Raw genomic sequence first — 15276 nt, forward strand, 5'->3', positions numbered from 1 at the left:
AGACACAATCGCCTCGCGTCCGGTTTTCAATACGAAAAGTTACTCCTTCCGGAACGGACCGGGTGTTCCCGCTGATTCCGAGATTTGGTACGCGGAGAATTGCATGGCTTCTGCAGCGGAACAGCTCGCCTCGAACCTGAATTTCTCGACTTTCGCCAAGGCGGAAGATCTGAAGAAACGGCTTTGGTTCACGCTTGGTGCGCTTCTGGTTTACCGTCTTGGCACCTATATTCCGCTGCCCGGTCTTAACCCGGAAGCGTTTGCCCAGGCATTCCGCGGCCAGAGCGGCGGCATTCTCGGCCTCTTCAACATGTTTTCGGGCGGTGCAGTTGAGCGCATGGCGATCTTCGCGCTCGGCATCATGCCCTATATCTCTGCCTCGATCATTGTTCAGCTGATGACCTCGGTCGTTCCGGCTCTGGAACAGCTGAAGAAGGAAGGTGAGCAGGGACGCAAGATCATCAACCAGTACACCCGCTACGGCACGGTGCTTCTCGGCACGGCGCAGGCTTACGCCATCGCCGTCGGCCTCGAGAGCGGCAATGGCCTTGTGAACGATCCGGGCTGGTTCTTCCGCATTTCGACTGTCATTTCCCTGCTCGGCGGCACCATGTTCCTGATGTGGCTCGGTGAGCAGATCACCTCGCGCGGTATCGGCAACGGTATTTCGCTGATCATCTTCGCTGGTATTGTCGCGCACCTGCCGACGGCTCTCGCCGGTACGCTCGAACTCGGCCGCACCGGCGCGCTTTCGACGCCGCTGATCCTGGCGATCATCATCATGGTCGTTGCCGTCATCGCCCTTATCGTCTTTGTCGAACGGGCGCAGCGCCGACTTCTGATCCAGTATCCGAAGCGCCAGGTCGGCAACCGCATGTTCCAGGGCGACACCTCGCACCTACCGTTGAAGCTCAACACTTCGGGCGTCATCCCGGCAATCTTCGCATCCTCACTGCTGCTCTTGCCGGCAACGCTCGCGGGCTTTGCCAACACGGCGGCGCTGCCGGGCTGGGCCACCACCATCGTTGGCGCACTTGCTCACGGCAAGCCGCTCTACATGGTCCTCTACGGTGCGATGATTGCCTTCTTCGCCTTCTTCTACACGGCAATCGTCTTCAATCCGAAGGACACGGCCGACAATCTCAAGAAGCACGGCGGCTTCATTCCGGGCATTCGTCCGGGTGAGCGCACCGCGGAATACATCGATTACGTCCTGACGCGCATCACCGTCATCGGTGCGGTCTACCTGATCTTCGTCTGCATTCTGCCGGAAGTTCTGATTTCGCAGACCGGCGTGCCGTTCTACCTTGGTGGTACGTCGCTTTTGATTGTTGTCAGCGTGACCCTTGATACGGTAGCACAGATCCAGGGCCACCTCATCGCACAGCAATATGAGGGGCTGATCAAGAAGTCGAAGCTGCGCGGAGGAAAGAGGGGACGATGAGACTGATTTTTTTGGGACCGCCGGGCGCTGGCAAGGGGACGCAAGCCAAGCTTCTGACGGAGAGATACGGCATTCCGCAGCTTTCCACAGGCGATATGCTGCGGGCGGCCGTTGCCCAGGCGACTGAGGTCGGCAAGCGTGCCAAGGCCGTCATGGATGCCGGTCAGCTGGTATCCGATGAGATCGTCAACGAAATCGTGTCGGATCGCATCGACCAGCCGGATTGTGCAAAGGGTTTCATCCTTGATGGTTACCCGCGTACCGTTCCGCAGGCGATTGCGCTCGGCAAGATGCTCGAGGGCAAAGGTCTGAAGCTCGACGCAGTCATCGAGCTGAAGGTCGACGAGGCAGCCCTTGTAAAGCGGATGGAGAATCGCGTAGCGGAAACCATCGCTGCGGGAGGCACGGTCCGTTCGGACGACAATCCGGAGGCGTTCAAGCGCCGGCTGACCGAGTATCGTGAAAAGACCGCACCGTTGTCGGAGCATTATGCCGGTACGGGGCAGCTGAGAACGGTGGATGGCATGGCGGATGTGAACACCGTTACTGCCGAGATCGAGAAGATTCTGGCTTAGACACTGGTCTTTGCCGAAAAGGAACCGCCGGGGAGTTGACTTTTCCGGCCGATTCCGCCAAAGACAGCGCCAACTCGCGACATGAGAGCGATCGGCGCGGTCTTCAAAGAAAATGAAGTCCGAGTACGGTCGTTTTTGACGTGTCTCGAACCTCAATCAACGTGCGGCTCTTCGAGGTCGCGTAACGAAGCACCTATTGCCGGATGGCAACTGGAACGCAAGGAGAATAGACGTGGCACGTATCGCTGGCGTCAACATCCCGACGGCGAAGCGCGTAGTTATCGCGCTGACCTACATTCACGGGATCGGCCCGAAATTCGCACAGGAAATCATCGAGAAGGTCGGTATCCCGGCTGATCGTCGCGTGCATCAGCTGACGGACGCTGAAGTCCTGCAGATCCGCGAAGCGATCGACCGTGACTACCAGGTCGAAGGTGACCTGCGTCGCGAGACCTCGATGAACATCAAGCGCCTGATGGACCTCGGCTGCTACCGCGGCCTGCGTCACCGTCGTGGCCTGCCGGTTCGCGGTCAGCGCACCCACACCAACGCTCGCACCCGCAAGGGTCCGGCGAAGGCGATTGCCGGTAAGAAGAAGTAATTTCCCGAAAAGGGAGATTGGGAGGCTGGCGTCAAGCGCCGGCCTCCTTTTGCAGTTTGGAAAGGCGCTTGCCTGACCGCCGTCCGGTCCAATGACCGGGTGTGAAGTCCGCGGAGTGGATATCCTCTCGGCGGGAGAATGAAGATGCAGGGCAGGGGACGACAAATCCTTTTCCCGGTGGAGCCGCTGGAATTACGGCGGTGCAGAGATCTAAGAAAGGGATCCTATGGCCAAGGAAGCCACCCGCGTTCGCCGTCGCGAACGCAAGAACATCACGTCTGGCGTTGCTCACGTCAATTCGTCGTTCAACAACACCATGATCACCATCACCGACGCACAGGGCAACGCGATTGCCTGGTCGTCTGCCGGTGCCAAGGGTTTCAAGGGTTCGCGTAAGTCGACCCCGTTTGCCGCTCAGATCGCCGCTGAAGACTGCGCCAAGAAGGCTCAGGAACACGGCATGAAGTCGCTGGAAGTCGAAGTTTGCGGCCCGGGTTCCGGCCGTGAATCCGCTCTTCGCGCGCTGCAGGCTGCGGGCTTCATGATCACCTCGATCCGCGATGTGACCCCGATCCCGCACAACGGTTGCCGCCCGCGCAAGAAGCGCCGCGTCTGATCATTTGCGTTCAACATGCCGGTGAGGGGGCATCCGCTCTCTCCCGGTCTTCGGGGCTCGGTTGTCACGATTGGATGGTGGCAACGAACGGAAGGCAGAAAACATGATCCAGAAGAATTGGCAGGAACTGATCAAGCCGAACAAGGTGGAGTTCGTCTCCTCCGGCCGCACCAAGGCAACGCTGGTTGCGGAACCGCTTGAGCGCGGCTTCGGTCTGACCCTCGGCAACGCGCTTCGCCGCGTGCTTCTGTCGTCGCTGCGCGGTGCTGCTGTCACCGCAGTGCAGATCGACGGCGTCCTGCACGAGTTCTCCTCTATCCCGGGCGTCCGGGAAGATGTGACGGACATCGTGCTCAACATCAAGGAAATCGCCATCAAGATGGATGGCGACGACGCAAAGCGCATGGTTGTGCGCAAGCAGGGTCCGGGCGTTGTAACCGCCGGTGACATCCAGACGGTTGGCGATATCGAAATCCTCAACCCGAACCATGTGATCTGCACCCTCGACGAGGGCGCCGAGATCCGCATGGAGTTCACCGTCAACAACGGCAAGGGCTACGTGCCGGCTGATCGCAACCGTTCGGAAGATGCTCCGATCGGCCTGATCCCGGTCGACAGCCTGTACTCGCCGGTCAAGAAGGTGTCCTACAAGGTGGAAAACACCCGTGAAGGCCAGGTTCTTGACTACGACAAGCTGACGATGTCCATCGAGACGGACGGTTCCGTCACCGGTGAAGATGCGATCGCATTTGCGGCCCGCATCCTTCAGGACCAGCTGTCGGTTTTCGTCAACTTCGACGAGCCGCAGAAGGAAGCAGAGGAAGAGGCAGTCACCGAACTCGCCTTCAACCCGGCGCTTCTCAAGAAGGTCGACGAACTGGAACTTTCGGTCCGTTCGGCCAACTGCCTGAAGAACGACAACATCGTCTACATCGGCGACCTCATTCAGAAGACCGAAGCAGAAATGCTCCGCACGCCGAATTTTGGTCGCAAGTCGCTGAACGAAATCAAGGAAGTTCTCGCTTCCATGGGTCTGCACCTCGGCATGGAAGTGCCGTCCTGGCCGCCTGAGAACATCGAAGATCTCGCCAAGCGTTACGAAGACCAATACTAACCATTAGACTGCGGGCGGATGCCTGCAAGTGAAGGAGAATAGCCATGCGCCACGGTAAAGCCGGCCGCAAGCTGAATAGAACCGCCAGCCACCGCAAGGCGATGTTTGCCAACATGGCAGCTTCGCTGATCGAACACGAGCAGATCGTTACGACCCTGCCGAAGGCCAAGGAAATCCGCCCGATCGTCGAGAAGCTCGTCACGCTCGGCAAGCGCGGTGACCTGCACGCTCGCCGCCAGGCGATCTCGCAGATCCGCGACGCCGCTGTCGTTTCGAAGCTGTTCGACACGATTGCATCGCGCTACGCCACCCGCAACGGCGGCTACCTGCGCATCATGAAGGCCGGCTTCCGTCACGGCGACAACGCCGCGCTCGCCGTCATCGAATTCGTTGACCGCGACGTCTCGGCAAAGGGTGCGAAGGATCTCGCCCGCGTTGCCGCTGAAGCTGAAGCTGCTGAAGCAGCCTAAGCCGATCGAAGGCAGTGAAATCGAAATGGCCGGGTGTTCATCACCCGGCCATTTTTCTATGGGCGGTGGTTTGCACCATTTCAATGCTTGGTCGAGCGCTTGAGCGACCGAGTATCCGGCTGCTCCGAGCGAATGGGAAAATTACACTTTTCCTGGGATCGCCCTGGCCGGCGCGCTCGCCGTCTGACGTTTGCGGCGGAGATAGGGTTTGCGCGCCAACCGCCAGAGAAGCAACGCGGCGACCAAGCCGAGATAGAGCATCTGCTCGGGGCCAACGACCTTCACCGACATGGCAAAATGCAGGGCGCCGGCGGCAGCAATCACGTAGGCGAGCCTGTGTAACGTGTTCCAGCGGGTGCCAAGTCTGCGGATCGACCAGGTGTTGGACGTCAACGCCAGCGGGATCAGCATGACGAGGGCGGCCATGCCGATCGTGATGAACGGACGGCGCGCGATGTCGGCGAGGATCGCCGGGACGTTCAGCACCTGATCGAGCAGCATGTAGGCCAGGAAGTGCATCAGCACGTAGTAGAATGCCAGCAGCCCGAGCGCCCGGCGGTAGCGTAGCCAGTTGATGCCGAAGAGATCGCGAATCGGGGTGATTGCCAACGTGGCCACGAGAAAGCGCAGCGCCCAGATCCCGAGCAGATGCTCGAATCCCTTGACCGGATTGCCGGGCAGTTGCCCGGTAGCGCCGAGATAGAAGGCAAACGCCGCCGGCACCAGGCCAAAACCATAGAGCGCCCAGACCGAGGCCGAATGAAAGCGTTTCGGGAGTGTGGGCAGGCCGGCCATCGTCAGTAGTTCGCTCTCAGATCCATGCTGGCATAGAGGCTGGCAACCTCGTCGGCATAGCCGTTGAAGGGCAGAGTGTCGCGACGGTTGGAGCCGAAGAAGCCTCCGCCCCCGATGCGGTTCTCCGTCGCCTGGCTCCAGCGCGGGTGATCGACGGCCGGGTTGACGTTGGCATAGAAGCCGTACTCGTTGGGGGCCGAGAGGTTCCAGGTGGAGGGCGGCTGCGCCTCGGTGAGCGAGATCCGCACGATCGACTTGATCCCCTTGAAGCCGTACTTCCAGGGGGTGACGAGCCGAATCGGTGCGCCATTCTGGTTGGGAAGCGTCTTGCCGTAGACGCCGATGGACAGCAGTGTGAGCGGGTGACGGGCTTCATCGAGCCTCAGTCCTTCGCGATAGGGCCAGGGCAACGGCTGAAAGAAGCCGGATTGGCCCGACATCTCCGCCGGGCGAACGACCGTTTCGAACGAGACATATTTGGCGCTGCCCAGCGGCTCCACCTTGTCGAGCAGGGTCGAAAGCTGGAAGCCGGTCCAGGGGATCACCATCGACCACGCCTCGACGCAGCGCATGCGATAGACGCGTTCCTCGATGGGGAACTTCAGCAGTTCCTCCAGCCCAAACTCCTTCGGCTTGCCGACGAGGCCATCGACCTTCACTGTCCAGGGGGTCGGCTTGAAGCTGCTCGAATTGGCGGCCGGGTCACCTTTGCCGGTCCCGAACTCATAGAAGTTGTTGTAGCCCGTGACGTCGGCTTCGGGGGTCAGGTCTTCTTCGACGGTGTACTTGCCTTTTGGTGCGCTAAGCGCCGCCGCCATACCTGTGCCACTTCCGGCAAGAAGGACGCCGCCGACCGCGGCGCCCAGGAATGCGCGGCGATTGATGAAGATGTTCTCCGGCGTGATTTCGGAGGAAACGATTCGTGGTGGACGGTAGGATGGCATGGTCTTATCCGAGAGTGGTTTATGAGCCTTGTCTTGTACGAACTCAGCAGACTTTCGATCACCGTGAAAGGGGTGCGGAACCACGTTTTCGTGCGTAGCGCGTGAAGCCGGCAACTTTGCGTATCCTGCGCCAACATTTGCCTTTTTTCGCGCGAAATCCTATCTGAACGTAGCCGTGACGAATAGGAGAATGCTTCACATGATCGTTGGTCAAAGAGCGCTTGTTGCGCTCGTCATTGCTGTGTCTCTTGCCTGTCCGGCATGGGCTGAGGAGGCCAAGACGGTTCCGCAGTCGCGCACCGAAATGCAGCTTTCCTTCGCGCCGCTCGTCAAGCAGACGGCAAATGCGGTCGTCAACGTCTACGCCGAACGCGTGGTCGAGCGCCGCTCGATCTTTTCCGGCGATCCCTTCTTCGAGGAGTTCTTTGGCCAGCGCATGCCGAACCGCTCGGAAAAGCAATCCTCGCTCGGCTCCGGCGTGATCGTCGGTAAGAACGGCATCGTCGTGACCAACAATCACGTCATCGAGGGCGCCGACGACATCAAGGTCGCGCTGGCGGACGGGCGCGAGTTTCCCTGCAAGATCGTGCTCAAGGATGACCGACTCGACCTGGCGGTGCTGAAGATCCAGTCGGAAGGCCCGTTCGAGATCGTCCCACTCGGCGACTCGGATGCGGTTGAAGTCGGCGACCTCGTGCTGGCGATCGGCAATCCCTTCGGCGTCGGCCAGACGGTCACGAGCGGCATCGTCTCGGCTCTCGCGCGCAACCAGGTTTCCTCAGGGGATTTCGGCTTCTTCATCCAGACGGATGCGGCGATCAATCCGGGCAATTCCGGCGGCGGCCTCATCGACATGAACGGGCAGCTGATCGGCATCAACACCGCGATCTTCTCCAAGGGGGGCGGCTCGAACGGCGTCGGCTTTGCCATCCCCGCCAATCTGGTAAAGGTCTTCGTCGCGTCCGCTGACGGCGGCAATGGCGCCTTCGTCCGTCCCTTCATCGGCGCAAGCTTCGAACCGGTGACGTCGGAAGTGGCCGAAGCCCTTGGCCTCAACCGCGCCCGCGGTGCGCTGGTGACGGCTGTCGTGGCGGGTGGCCCGGCCGAACTGGCAGGCATCAAGCCGGGGCAGGTGATCACCGCCGTCAACGGCATTGAAGTCGAACATCCGGATGCGCTCGGCTACCGCTTGACGACGGTCGGCATCGGCCACGAGGCGCGCGTTACCGTGTCGGAAAACGGCAAACCGCGTGAGGTGACGCTCAAGCTCGATCGGGCACCGGAGACCTCGCCGCGTGACGAACGGCTGATTGAAGGGCGCAATCCCTTTGCCGGTGCGGTCGTCGCCAATCTGTCGCCGCGTCTGGCCGACGAACTGCGCATGTCGACTTCGCTCCAGGGCGTCGTCGTCATGCAGATCAACCGCGGTTCGCCGGCAGCACGCATCGGCCTTGAGCCGAAGGACATCGTGCGCTCTGTCAACGGCACGGCGATCGACACGTCCAAGACGCTGGAGCATGTGATGGCCGACGACGCCTCCTTCTGGCGCGTCGAAATCGAGCGGGACGGCCAACTTATCCGTCAGTTCTTCCGATGAGCGATCTGTTTACAGCACACGAGCCTCCTGAGATGGCGTCCGCAAGACCGCTTGCCGACCGGCTTCGCCCGCGTACGCTCGCCGAAGTCACGGGCCAGGAGCACCTGACCGGGGATGATGGGGTGCTGTCGCGTATGATCGCGTCGGGTTCTCTCGGATCGATGATCTTCTGGGGACCGCCAGGCACCGGCAAGACGACCGTCGCGCGTCTGCTTTCGGGGGAGGCGGGACTCGCCTTCGAGCAGATCTCCGCCATCTTCTCCGGTGTTGCCGATCTCAAGAAGGTGTTCGAATCGGCGCGTGCACGGCGCATGTCCGGCCGGCAGACCCTGCTGTTCGTCGACGAGATCCACCGTTTCAATCGTGCCCAGCAGGATAGTTTCCTGCCCGTGATGGAGGATGGCACCGTCATCCTCGTCGGCGCCACGACCGAAAATCCGTCCTTCGAGCTCAACGCCGCTCTGTTGTCCCGCGCTCGCGTGCTGACGTTCAAGCCACACGGTGAGGACAGCATCCAGGAGCTTCTGTCCCGTGCCGAGCAGGCAGAAGGCAAGGCGTTGCCGCTTGATGCGGACGCACGCGCGAGCCTGATCCGCATGGCCGATGGCGATGGCCGGGCGGCGCTGACGCTGGCGGAAGAAGTCTGGCGCGCCGCGCGGCGCGACGAAATCTTCGACGCGGCAGCACTTCAGAACATCGTCCAGCGCCGGGCGCCGGTCTACGACAAGGGCCAGGACGGCCACTACAATCTGATCTCGGCGCTGCACAAGTCGGTACGTGGTTCCGATCCGGATGCCGCGCTCTATTATCTCTGCCGCATGTTCGATGCCGGCGAGGATCCTCTTTATCTCGGGCGACGCCTGGTACGCATGGCGGTTGAAGATATCGGCCTTGCCGACCCTCAAGCCCTGGTGATCTGCAACGCCGCCAAGGACGCCTATGATTACCTGGGCTCGCCGGAGGGGGAACTGGCGCTCGCCGAAGCCTGTGTCTATCTGGCGACCGCGCCGAAGTCGAACGGCGTCTACACCGCCTACAAGGCGGCGATGCGCGCTGCCAAGGAGAACGGCTCGCTGCTGCCGCCGAAGCACATTCTCAACGCCCCGACCAAGCTGATGAAGGGCGAAGGCTATGGTGACGGCTATCGCTACGATCACGACGAACCGGATGCCTTTTCCGGCCAGGACTATTTTCCGGAAAAGATGGGGCGCCAGACTTACTATGATCCGCCGGAGCGTGGTTTCGAGCGAGAAATCCGCAAGCGCCTGGAATGGTGGGCGAAACTCCGCCGGGAGCGCAATGCTCCCTAGAATGTCCAGGAAACTGTAAGACGGCCTTTCCTTGTGCTTGGCCCGGACGAAAACCCCGTCGTTTTCAAGGCTTCAAGGAATGCGGCACGTGGCTTAGCCTTACCACCGGTGCAAGGCTGATTTGCCCGTGGCTGCCTTGCCGTCGGAACCGGAGTGTGAGATAGAACCGGCATTGCAGACGGCTGCACGGTTCGCGAATTCGAAACCGAACATCCGCGGGGACGGCCTCGCTCCAGTATTAGGAGTTTGACATGGCCTGGTTCCTTCTTCTGCTTGCCGGTATCCTCGAAATCGGCTGGGCAATCGGTCTCAAATACACGGATGGCTTCACACGCGTTACGCCGACGATCCTGACCGTCGGGTCGATGATCCTCAGCATCGCGCTGCTCGGCCTTGCCGTGCGCACCCTGCCGCTCGGCACGGCCTATGCGGTCTGGACGGGCATCGGTACCGTTGGCACGGTGATCCTCGGGATCTTCCTGTTCGCAGAGCCGGCGACCTTGGTTCGCCTCGGCTGCATCGCCTTGATCGTCAGCGGCATCGCCGGGCTGAAGTTAGCTGCCTAACGGGACGTGATCGCGCTGACGTAGCGTAAAGTACACCAGCGACCTTGCTTTGAAGCTGCTGCCACCGTCGAAAAAACGAAGCGGGCTGCGCGTTATGAAGGACGCGCAGCCCGCAATCGTATTCAGAGATGTTTCGCTGTCTCCGATTACCGCAAGGCGTCGAGAACCGCAGCAGCCGCCAGCATTTCCTGCCAGCGGTTTTCACGGCGGCGGAAGGCTTCCGCGTCGGTTCCCCAATGCTCGATCTGCCAGTCTTCGTCGACATGTGCGGCCGTCCAGGCCTCTTCGGCCGTGAGCCTGCCGGAGGCGAAGGCGAGCGCCAGCAGGGCCGAACCCGTCAGGCTCGTCACCGTATGAACGCAGGTGAGCCCGAGCGGAGTGGCGAAAGCGCGCAGACCCTCGGCATAGGCCGAAAGGGCTTCCTCCGGCTGCTCCTGATGGATCACGCCTTCGGCGAGGATGAAGCGGGCGCCGAGCGTTTGCCGCGCCCAGTCGAGCACCGGGTTCCAGATCTCGTTCTGGCGTGCGACCAGGCCTTCCGGGCTGTCGGCGCGATAGCAGATCATGTCGGTTCCGGCGAAGCGCAGGATGTCGTCGAACACCGAGCGCTGGTCTTTCGCAACACCATCGAGCGCCGTGTTGACGATGCGGGTGACCGGCATTCGGGCGGGATCGATGACCTCGGCCTGTGCCTCCCACTCGGCGGCTAGCATATCGGCAAGCTTGCGCGTCGGCACGGCAAGCGGTTGCTTTGCTGGTGTGCGCACCGTGCGGCCGTCGAGCAGCACGGCGTGGGTGTCGCCTTCCGCCGCAGCGACGCTGACCGCCTTGTAGAAGCGCTTCGGCAGCGGCTTCAGCATCTGAATTTGTGCGCGGCGGACCGGATCTTCGTGGCTCATCGCACCGCTGAGTTCGTCGCGAATATCAGGCATGATTGTGTTCCATCCATTCAATGATGTCTGCCGGCGTCTGGGCAACGAAATCCGCACCCGCCTCGATGAGATCGGGAACGGACGCATAGCCCCAGGCAACGCCGATGGCGGCGGCTCCCGCGGCCTTGGCCATTTGCATGTCGTAGATCGCGTCGCCGATGACGACAGTATCCTTCGCGTCGATGCCGGCTTCCGAGCAGCATTCCGTCACCATTGCCGGGTGTGGCTTGGAGGGGCAGTCGTCGGCGGTGCGCGAAACGAAGAAAATCCTGTCGAAACCGTGGGTTTCGGAGATGTGGGTGAGGCCGCGCCGAGACTTGCCGGTGACGGCGCCGATCAGCAGCGCGTCCCGCGACGAGAGCGTCTGCATCATGTCGGCGATGCCCGGAAACAAAAGCTCCTGGAAGCCGGCTTCGCTGCGCACGCCCGCGAAGATCGACTTGTAGTGCGCAGTCATCCCCAGCGCCAGGTCGTCGACGTGCTCGCGGCCAAGCAGGCGGGCAATGGCGATGTCGAGTGTCAGGCCGATGATGCCCTTGGTCGCTGAAAGCGGCGGGCGCTCGCGATCGAACGCCTCGAAGGTGCGCGCCATCACCTCATGGATCAGCCCGCCGCTATCGACCAGCGTCCCGTCGCAATCGAAAAGCGCCAGTTTCATCAGTCGTCCTCGCCCGGCTCGTTCTCTTCAAAGCCCAGTAGGTTCCAGCTTTGGACCATGTGCGGCGGCAGCGGCGCGGTCACGCGCAGGCGACCGCCGTCCGGATGCGGGATATCGATATGGCGCGCGTGCAGATGCAGACGGTTCTGCATGCCGCCGGGCAGGCTCCAGTTGATATCGGCGTCGAAATACTTCGGGTCGCCGAGGATCGGGTGACCGATATGCAAGGCATGCACGCGCAACTGATGGGTACGGCCGGTATAGGGCTCCATCTCGAGCCAGGCGAGGTTCTGTGCCGCTTGCTCACGAATTCGGTAGTAGGAAATCGCGTGGTCGGCACCGTCCTCGCCATGCTTGGCGATGCGCATGCGGTCGCCGTCCGGCGTCTGTTCTTTGACCAGCCAGGTCGAGATCCGGTCTTCGCGCTTGCGCGGCACGCCTTTCACCAGCGCCCAATAGGTCTTCTTGGTGTCGCGCTCTCGGAAGGCGGCCGTCAGCTTCTGGGCGGCGCCACGCGTACGGGCAATGACCAGAACACCTGAGGTGTCACGGTCGAGGCGGTGCACCAGACGGGGCTTTTCGCCACGCTGATTGGTCCAGGCCTCGAGCATCTTGTCGATGTGACGGTTGACGCCGGAGCCGCCTTGCACGGCAAGCCCGGCCGGCTTGTTCAGCACGATCACCTTCGCGTCCTCATGCAGCACCATCCGCGACAGCAATTCTCCGTCGGGCGAGTGGCGAAGGTCGCGGCCGGCGATCGGGCCTGTCTTCGTCTCCTTCGCATCGACGCCAAGGGGAGGGATGCGCACCGTCTGGCCCGGTTGTAGGCGCGTGTCGGACTTGACGCGGCCGCCGTCGACACGGATCTGGCCCGAACGCAAAAGCTTCTGCAGCGGACCGAAACCCAGCCCCGGAAAATGCACTTTGAACCAGCGGTCAAGGCGCATGCCTGCCTCGTCACCGTCCACTTGCCTGTGTTCTATGCCTGCCATTTGAGCGAACCTGCTTTCTGTTCCTGCAGCGTCGCGCGTCAATCTGAAGCTCTTACGTTGGGATGGACGCAAGAAAACGCTTCAGGTGCGCAAGGGCTGCCGCAATCCTTTAACGGCTGCATGACAATGCCCCTGAAGCGATGACGGTTGAAGAGCAATGCAGCAACGCACCGCGTTTCCCTCAGGCTACGCAGCGCTCGTAGAAGCAGCCTTTAGACTATTGCGCGCATCAGAGCCAGCCCGCTGAAGACCGCAAGGAGCGAAAGCGCGACGCTGGCAACGACATAGATGACGGAAAGCATGACATCACCACGCTCGAAGAGCGTGATCGCATCCAGCGAAAAGGCGGAAAAGGTGGTGTAGCCGCCGAGAACCCCGGTAATGAGGAACACGCGCATTTCCGGCGATGCGCCGAACTTGCGCATGATCACCTCTGCCAGCACGCCGATCAGGAACGAGCCGGTGATATTGACGCCGAGTGTGCCCCACGGGAAGCCCGCCCCGAAGCGATGGACGGTCCAGAGGCCGACAAGGTAGCGCAAGATCGAGCCGATCGCGCCGCCGGCTCCAACGAGAAGGAGGTGGGTCATCAGTCGCTCCGGGACAAAATCGGCCTAGGCCAGCCGTTCGGCATGCCACTTCAGGTGATCGTCCATGAAGGTGGAGATGAAGTAGTAGGAGTGGTCGTAGCGCTCATGCATGCGGAGCGTCAGATCGATGCCGGTTCCCTTGACCGCATCCTCGAACAGCCACGGGCGCAGGCCGTTTTCGAGAAAGCTGTCCGCCTTGCCCTGGTCGATCAGAAATTCCGGGAAGCGCGCACCGTCCTTGACGAGGGCGCAGGCATCATATTGGCGCCAGGCGGCGCGGTCTGTGCCGAGATACTTTTCGAAGGCGCCGACCGACCAGTCGGCGGTCGAGGGCTCGACGATCGGCGCGAAAGCCGAGCAGCTCTTGAAGCGATCCGGGTGTTTGAGCGCAATGGTCATGGCGCCGTGGCCGCCCATGGAATGGCCGAAAATGCCCTGGCGGCTCATGTCCATGCGGAAGTGCTGGCTGACGAAAGCGGGCAGTTCTTCGGTGATGTAGCTGTACATCTGGTAGTGCTCGGCCCAGGGCTTCTCGGTGGCGTCGACATAGAAACCCGCGCCTTTGCCCATCTGCCAGTTTGTCAGTTCGTCCGGCACGTCGGCGCCGCGCGGGCTCGTGTCGGGGCAAACGATGATAAGCCCGAGCTCGGCGGCCATGCGCCGGTATTCGCCTTTCTCCATGACGTTCGCGTGCGTGCAGGTGAGGCCGGACAAGTACCAGAGCACTGGTTTCGGTTCCTTGATCGCCTGCGGCGGCACGAAGACGGCAAAGGTCATCTCGCCCTTGCAAGCCTCGGACTCGTGCGAAAAGACGCCCTGCATGCCGCCGAAAGCGGTGTTCTGCGAAAGGACTTTCATGGACTGCTCCTTGGATAATGCTTCTCAACCGGCAAGCTGCACGGCCGCGTTGACGGCGGCGGCGACGAGCACGGTGTTGAAGAAGAAAGAAACGATGGCGTGCATCAGATTGATGCGCCGCATGGCTTTTGTGGTGATGGCGACATCCGAGGTCTGCGCGGTCATGCCGATGACGAAGGAAAAGTAGAGGAAATCAAAACCGCCGGGCTCGGGTGTCTCGGGAAAGTCGAGGCCGCGTGCCGGCTCCGGCGTTTGCGCATCCGCGGAAGGCACCCAGTATATGTGCGCATAATGCATCGCGGCCATCATATGGATCGTCGCCCAGCCGAGCACGACCGAGGCAAAGGCGAGGCCGAGAGCCAGCGCTGATCCCGCCTTCTCGCCGTTGAGCGCAAAGAACAGCGAGATGAGCGAGCTCGCAGCCGCACCGAATGTCACGAGGAGGATAACGAACTCGGGCTCGTCGGTGTTTCTGGCATGGGTCTTCAGGTGCCGCCCGGTCATCATCCGCAATCGCCGCCAGCACATGACGAGATAGACGCAGAAGAAGGTAATCGCAGCGCCTTCAAGTGCGAAGCGTCGCGCAACGAACCAGAGGACGGGCACGCTTGCTAGCGCGCATAGAATGGCAGTGTAGAAGGGCCAGTGCCTGAGCCTCGTCGTCGTCGCTGTCATCCAGATACCCCTGCGATCTGCAGCGGAAGCGGCTGCCGCACCGTCACTTTTTCGCCTGCCGTGCGAGTCGGTCAAGCGTTTCGAGGAAGGCGGATCGATCGCGCGGCGTGAAGGCGGCGTTGTAGCCCTTGCTCTCGCCGGTTTCACGCAAATGCTGCCCAAGATCGCGCATCGCCGAAGCCATGCCGATATTGCCCTTGTCGAAGATGCGTCCGGAAGGGCCGGTAACCAACGCCCCGGCGGCAACGCAACGCACGGCCAGCGGTACGTCGGCGGTGACGACGATATCGCCCTCATGCGCCCGTTCCGCAATCCAGTTGTCGGCCGCATCGAAACCCGCCGAGACGATGACGTTGTGCACCATCGGATCGCGCGAGGGGCGCAGGCCGGAATTGGCGACGAAAGTCACCTCTATTCCATGGCGTTCGGCCACCTTCAGGATTTCCGACTTCACCGGGCAGGCATCGGCATCGACATAGATCATCTTGTATCAGTTTCTCAACGGGACTGAAAAGGCGCCGGAAATCAATCGACTCCGA

At 61.5% G+C, this 15276-nt stretch carries 18 protein-coding genes; 9 read left to right on the top strand and 9 right to left on the bottom strand.

The window, feature by feature from the left end; translation table 11 throughout:
- Nucleotides 1–103 precede the first annotated feature (103 nt).
- The 6 genes from secY (at nucleotide 104) to rplQ (ending at nucleotide 4820) form a co-directional block, all read left to right on the top strand.
- A complete protein-coding gene (gene secY, locus ACN9MO_RS05840) occupies nucleotides 104–1444 on the top strand; it encodes a preprotein translocase subunit SecY (protein WP_058324770.1) in 1341 nt (446 codons plus the stop codon).
- Nucleotides 1441–2019, top strand: a complete 579-nt coding sequence (locus tag ACN9MO_RS05845) for an adenylate kinase (RefSeq protein WP_057255584.1) — start codon at nucleotides 1441–1443, stop codon at nucleotides 2017–2019. The genes secY and ACN9MO_RS05845 overlap by 4 nt, the downstream gene beginning before the upstream one ends.
- 232 nt (nucleotides 2020–2251) lie before the next feature.
- The gene (rpsM, locus tag ACN9MO_RS05850) at nucleotides 2252–2620 is read left to right on the top strand and encodes a 30S ribosomal protein S13 (protein ID WP_058329561.1); all 369 of its coding nucleotides are present in this window, start codon (nucleotides 2252–2254) and stop codon (nucleotides 2618–2620) included.
- Between the two features lie 226 nt (nucleotides 2621–2846).
- A complete protein-coding gene (gene rpsK, locus ACN9MO_RS05855) occupies nucleotides 2847–3236 on the top strand; it encodes a 30S ribosomal protein S11 (protein WP_003536496.1) in 390 nt (129 codons plus the stop codon).
- Between the two features lie 103 nt (nucleotides 3237–3339).
- Nucleotides 3340–4350 carry a DNA-directed RNA polymerase subunit alpha gene (locus tag ACN9MO_RS05860; RefSeq protein WP_034795592.1) on the top strand — a complete coding sequence of 337 codons (1011 nt, stop codon included), beginning with the start codon at nucleotides 3340–3342 and terminating at the stop codon, nucleotides 4348–4350.
- A gap of 44 nt (nucleotides 4351–4394) precedes the next feature.
- Complete coding sequence (gene rplQ / locus ACN9MO_RS05865) at nucleotides 4395–4820, top strand: 50S ribosomal protein L17 (protein WP_057255585.1); 426 nt, start codon at nucleotides 4395–4397, stop codon at nucleotides 4818–4820.
- Nucleotides 4821–4961: 141 nt separating this feature from the next.
- Here the strand turns inward: rplQ and msrQ are convergent, their stop codons facing one another.
- Both msrQ and msrP read right to left on the bottom strand, forming a co-directional pair.
- The gene (msrQ, locus tag ACN9MO_RS05870; protein ID WP_058324769.1) at nucleotides 4962–5615 is read right to left on the bottom strand and encodes a protein-methionine-sulfoxide reductase heme-binding subunit MsrQ; all 654 of its coding nucleotides are present in this window, start codon (nucleotides 5613–5615) and stop codon (nucleotides 4962–4964) included.
- A 2-nt stretch (nucleotides 5616–5617) separates the two neighbouring features.
- The gene (gene msrP / locus ACN9MO_RS05875) at nucleotides 5618–6559 is read right to left on the bottom strand and encodes a protein-methionine-sulfoxide reductase catalytic subunit MsrP (RefSeq protein ID WP_112997212.1); all 942 of its coding nucleotides are present in this window, start codon (nucleotides 6557–6559) and stop codon (nucleotides 5618–5620) included.
- 199 nt (nucleotides 6560–6758) lie between these two features.
- Between msrP and ACN9MO_RS05880 the strand changes: the two genes are divergently transcribed.
- The 3 genes from ACN9MO_RS05880 to sugE all read left to right on the top strand — a co-directional run bounded on the left by ACN9MO_RS05880 (nucleotide 6759) and on the right by sugE (nucleotide 10032).
- A complete protein-coding gene (locus ACN9MO_RS05880) occupies nucleotides 6759–8156 on the top strand; it encodes a DegQ family serine endoprotease (RefSeq protein WP_112997213.1) in 1398 nt (465 codons plus the stop codon).
- Nucleotides 8153–9466: a replication-associated recombination protein A gene (locus ACN9MO_RS05885; RefSeq protein WP_058324766.1), complete on the top strand. Its 1314-nt coding sequence runs from the start codon at nucleotides 8153–8155 to the stop codon at nucleotides 9464–9466. The genes ACN9MO_RS05880 and ACN9MO_RS05885 overlap by 4 nt, the downstream gene beginning before the upstream one ends.
- 251 nt (nucleotides 9467–9717) lie before the next feature.
- On the top strand, nucleotides 9718–10032 hold the full coding sequence (sugE, locus tag ACN9MO_RS05890) for a quaternary ammonium compound efflux SMR transporter SugE (RefSeq protein ID WP_058324765.1): 315 nt from the start codon (nucleotides 9718–9720) through the stop codon (nucleotides 10030–10032).
- Between the two features lie 146 nt (nucleotides 10033–10178).
- Here sugE and ACN9MO_RS05895 read toward each other — a convergent pair whose 3' ends face one another.
- From ACN9MO_RS05895 to ACN9MO_RS05925, 7 genes are all read right to left on the bottom strand, one after another.
- Nucleotides 10179–10964 carry an ATP12 family chaperone protein gene (locus ACN9MO_RS05895; RefSeq protein ID WP_112997214.1) on the bottom strand — a complete coding sequence of 262 codons (786 nt, stop codon included), beginning with the start codon at nucleotides 10962–10964 and terminating at the stop codon, nucleotides 10179–10181.
- Complete coding sequence (locus tag ACN9MO_RS05900; RefSeq protein ID WP_110878297.1) at nucleotides 10957–11622, bottom strand: HAD-IA family hydrolase; 666 nt, start codon at nucleotides 11620–11622, stop codon at nucleotides 10957–10959. The genes ACN9MO_RS05895 and ACN9MO_RS05900 overlap by 8 nt, the downstream gene beginning before the upstream one ends.
- Nucleotides 11622–12614, bottom strand: coding sequence for an RluA family pseudouridine synthase (locus ACN9MO_RS05905; RefSeq protein ID WP_057255592.1), 993 nt, complete (start codon nucleotides 12612–12614; stop codon nucleotides 11622–11624). Before ACN9MO_RS05905 ends, ACN9MO_RS05900 begins: the two co-directional genes overlap by 1 nt.
- A gap of 212 nt (nucleotides 12615–12826) precedes the next feature.
- Complete coding sequence (gene crcB, locus ACN9MO_RS05910) at nucleotides 12827–13204, bottom strand: fluoride efflux transporter CrcB (RefSeq protein WP_057255593.1); 378 nt, start codon at nucleotides 13202–13204, stop codon at nucleotides 12827–12829.
- 24 nt (nucleotides 13205–13228) lie between these two features.
- Complete coding sequence (gene fghA, locus ACN9MO_RS05915; protein WP_057255594.1) at nucleotides 13229–14062, bottom strand: S-formylglutathione hydrolase; 834 nt, start codon at nucleotides 14060–14062, stop codon at nucleotides 13229–13231.
- Between the two features lie 24 nt (nucleotides 14063–14086).
- Nucleotides 14087–14737 carry a DUF1345 domain-containing protein gene (locus ACN9MO_RS05920; protein WP_425986886.1) on the bottom strand — a complete coding sequence of 217 codons (651 nt, stop codon included), beginning with the start codon at nucleotides 14735–14737 and terminating at the stop codon, nucleotides 14087–14089.
- A 43-nt stretch (nucleotides 14738–14780) separates the two neighbouring features.
- Nucleotides 14781–15221, bottom strand: a complete 441-nt coding sequence (locus ACN9MO_RS05925; RefSeq protein WP_057255596.1) for a YaiI/YqxD family protein — start codon at nucleotides 15219–15221, stop codon at nucleotides 14781–14783.
- Between the last annotated feature and the right edge of the window lie 55 nt (nucleotides 15222–15276).

The organism is Ensifer sp. R-19, assembly GCF_049905105.1.
Lineage (GTDB): Bacteria > Pseudomonadota > Alphaproteobacteria > Rhizobiales > Rhizobiaceae > Ensifer.